Here is a 2840-nt window from a genome sequence, read left to right on the forward strand (position 1 = left end):
ACCGAGTCGGGGATCAGCATCCCGGACGGCGCATCGAAGTGCACCCAACCGTCCCCGAGTGACGGGTGTAATCCCCGCACCCGGGCGACGTCGTATGCCATGCCAGCCACCTTAAAGTGCCGCAAAATCAGCTAAACCGTGACGGTAGCGGGCGCCCAGATACGTCCCCGCCGTCCCGAGCCAGGTCACCCGGCCAGCCATACTAGTCCAGTGGGGCTGTGGATCGGAACGCTGATCGCCTTGTTTTTGCTGATCGCGCCGGGGGCCATCGTCGCACGAATCGCCCAGCTAACCTGGCCGGTCGCCGTCACAGTTGGCCCAGCGCTGACTTTCGGTGTGGTGGCTCTGGCGATTATCCCGTTCGGCGCGCTCGGAATCCCTTGGAACGGTTGGACAGCGCTGATCGCGCTGGCCGTGGTGTGCCTGCTGATGATGGGTTTGCAGGCGCTGCTCGCCCGCTACCGCGACACCGAGGCCGAGACTTCAGCGGTGAGTGGCTGGCCCGCGCTGACCGTAGCCGCGGGAGTGGTACTGGGCGGCCTGCTGATCATGTGGGCGGCGTATCGCGGCATCACGCATTGGCAGTCCATCCCGAGTACCTGGGATGCGGTCTGGCATGCGAACGAGGTGCGCTTCATCCTCGACACCGGCCAGGCGTCGTCCACTCACATGGGCGAGCTGCGCAACGTCGAAACCCATCAGCCGCTGTACTACCCGTCGGTGTTTCACGCGCTGACCGCGGTGTTCTGTCAGCTGACCGGGTCGGCGCCGACGACCGGTTACACCGTGAGCTCGGTGGCGGCCTCGGTTTGGCTGTTTCCGTCCAGCGCGGCGACGCTCACCTGGTTTCTGCTCAGGCCCCTCGGCAGCCAGTGGCTCGCCGCCGGTGCGACCGCCACGTCAGCCGCGATGTCGGCGTCGTTCACCTCCGTGCCCTACGTCGAGTTCGGCGTCGCCGCGATGCCCAACCTGGCGGCCTACGGGGTCGCGATCCCGACATTTGCCTTGATCACCTCGACGCTGCGAAATCGCGATCGCATCCCGGCCGCGGTGCTGGCTTTGGTGGGTGTGCTGTCGGTACACCTCACCGGCGGGTTCGTTGTCATCTTGTTCTTGTTGGCCTGGTGGCTGTTCGACGCGTGCTGGCATCCGGTGCGCGGACGGCGGGGCGACCTGGGGATCCTGGCGGTGGTGGCGGCGCCGACGGTGCTGATCTTGGCGCCACAGTTCATCGGGGTGGCGCACCAGGCCGACATCATCGCCGGGCACGCGTTCCCCAGCTTCAAGAGCGTCAAGCAAGGCGTCATCGATGCACTGCTGCTGCACACCCGTCACCTCAACGATTTCCCCACCCAATACGGCCTGATCGGGTTGAGCGCGATCGGCATGGTGATCCTGCTCTACAAGCGAATCTGGTGGCCACCGGCGGTCTGGGTGGTGCTGACGGTCGCAACCATCTACTCGGGGGCGCCGTTTCACAACCCGCTCGGCGCCACCATCGAGGTGTTCAGTCAGTTCTTCTACAACGATCCGCGACGGCTGACGGCCGTGATCACCATGCTCGTCACGCCGTGGGCGGGGATTGCGGTGTTCGCCATCGTGCTGGCGGTGGTCGCGTTGGCCAAACGACTCGTGCGACTGCCCGCGCCGGTGTGGGTGTCGGCCACGGTGGTGCTGCTGGTGGCCGGCACCGTGCTGACCGCTCGCCACTACTTGTATCGGCACCTGGTGTTGTTCGGCGACAAATACGACTCGGTGATCATCAACCAGAAGGACCTCGACGCGATGGCGTATTTGGCGACGCTGCCGGGCGCCCGGACCACCCTGATCGGCAACTCGAATGTCGACGGCACCGCCTGGATGTACGCGGTGGCCGACCTGCACCCGCTGTGGACCCACTACGACTTCCCCCAGCAAACCGGCCCGGGCTATAACCGGTTCACTTTCTGGGCCGACGCCGATCATGATCACGATCCGCGGGTAGCCGAGGCGCTGCGGGCGCTCAATATTCGCTACATCTTGACCAGCGCTCCAACGGTTCGCGGGTTCAAGGTGCCCGACGGGCTAGTGTCAATAGACAAATCGACGTCGTGGGAGAAGATCTACGACAACGGTGGTGCCTGGATATACGAGTGGCGTGGCGCCCCGACACCCAAAGCGTGAGCGGCAAGGAGAGTGACTGGATTGAGTAACGGCAACGACGACGACGACATCGAAATCATCGGTGGCCTGGACCCGCGCATGTTGGCGGCCGCGCAAGATGACGATTCCGATGACCGGTCACTGACCGACTTAGTCGAGCAGCCGGCCAAGGTGATGCGGATCGGCACGATGATCAAACAGCTGCTCGAGGAGGTGCGCGCCGCGCCGCTCGACGAGGCCAGCCGCAACCGGTTGCGCGAGATTCACGCCACTAGCATCCGGGAGCTCGAAGAAGGGCTGGCTCCCGAACTGCGTGAGGAACTCGACCGGCTCACGCTGCCGTTCACCGAGGGCGCCATCCCGTCGGATTCCGAACTGCGCATCGCCCAGGCGCAGCTCGTCGGCTGGCTGGAAGGGCTCTTCCACGGAATCCAGACCGCGCTGTTCGCCCAGCAGATGGCCGCCCGCGCGCAGCTCGAGCAGATGCGCCAGGGCGCGCTACCCCCGGGAATCGGCAGGTCCGGCGGACCCGGTGGGCACGGCACCGGGCAATACCTGTAGGCGACAACCCGTGACGCACGCTGGGCCACACATCGAGACACGCGACGCGTGGGTGGAGTTCCCCATCTTCGACGCCAAATCGCGCTCGCTGAAGAAGACCGTCTTGGGCGGCACGATCGGGAGTAACGCTTCCAACG

Annotated in this window: 3 protein-coding genes and 1 pseudogene; 3 read left to right on the forward strand and 1 reads right to left on the reverse strand. The window is 65.3% G+C overall.

What is annotated here, in order from left to right; genetic code table 11:
* On the reverse strand, positions 1 to 101 hold a 101-nt coding region (locus tag WBF82_RS05840; RefSeq protein WP_424382135.1), incomplete at its 3' end, for a hypothetical protein.
* Positions 102 to 210: 109 nt separating this feature from the next.
* Here WBF82_RS05840 and WBF82_RS05845 point away from each other — a divergent pair.
* The 3 genes and pseudogenes from WBF82_RS05845 to WBF82_RS05855 all read left to right on the forward strand — a co-directional run.
* The gene (locus WBF82_RS05845; RefSeq protein WP_424382134.1) at positions 211 to 2163 is read left to right on the forward strand and encodes a DUF6541 family protein; all 1953 of its coding nucleotides are present in this window, start codon (positions 211 to 213) and stop codon (positions 2161 to 2163) included.
* Positions 2164 to 2241: 78 nt separating this feature from the next.
* On the forward strand, positions 2242 to 2703 hold the full coding sequence (locus tag WBF82_RS05850; protein WP_424382136.1) for a bacterial proteasome activator family protein: 462 nt from the start codon (positions 2242 to 2244) through the stop codon (positions 2701 to 2703).
* A 10-nt stretch (positions 2704 to 2713) separates the two neighbouring features.
* Positions 2714 to 2840: pseudogene (locus WBF82_RS05855) on the forward strand (ABC transporter ATP-binding protein); the annotation flags it as partial.

Source organism: Mycobacterium sp., from assembly GCF_049673265.1.
Lineage (GTDB): Bacteria > Actinomycetota > Actinomycetes > Mycobacteriales > Mycobacteriaceae > Mycobacterium.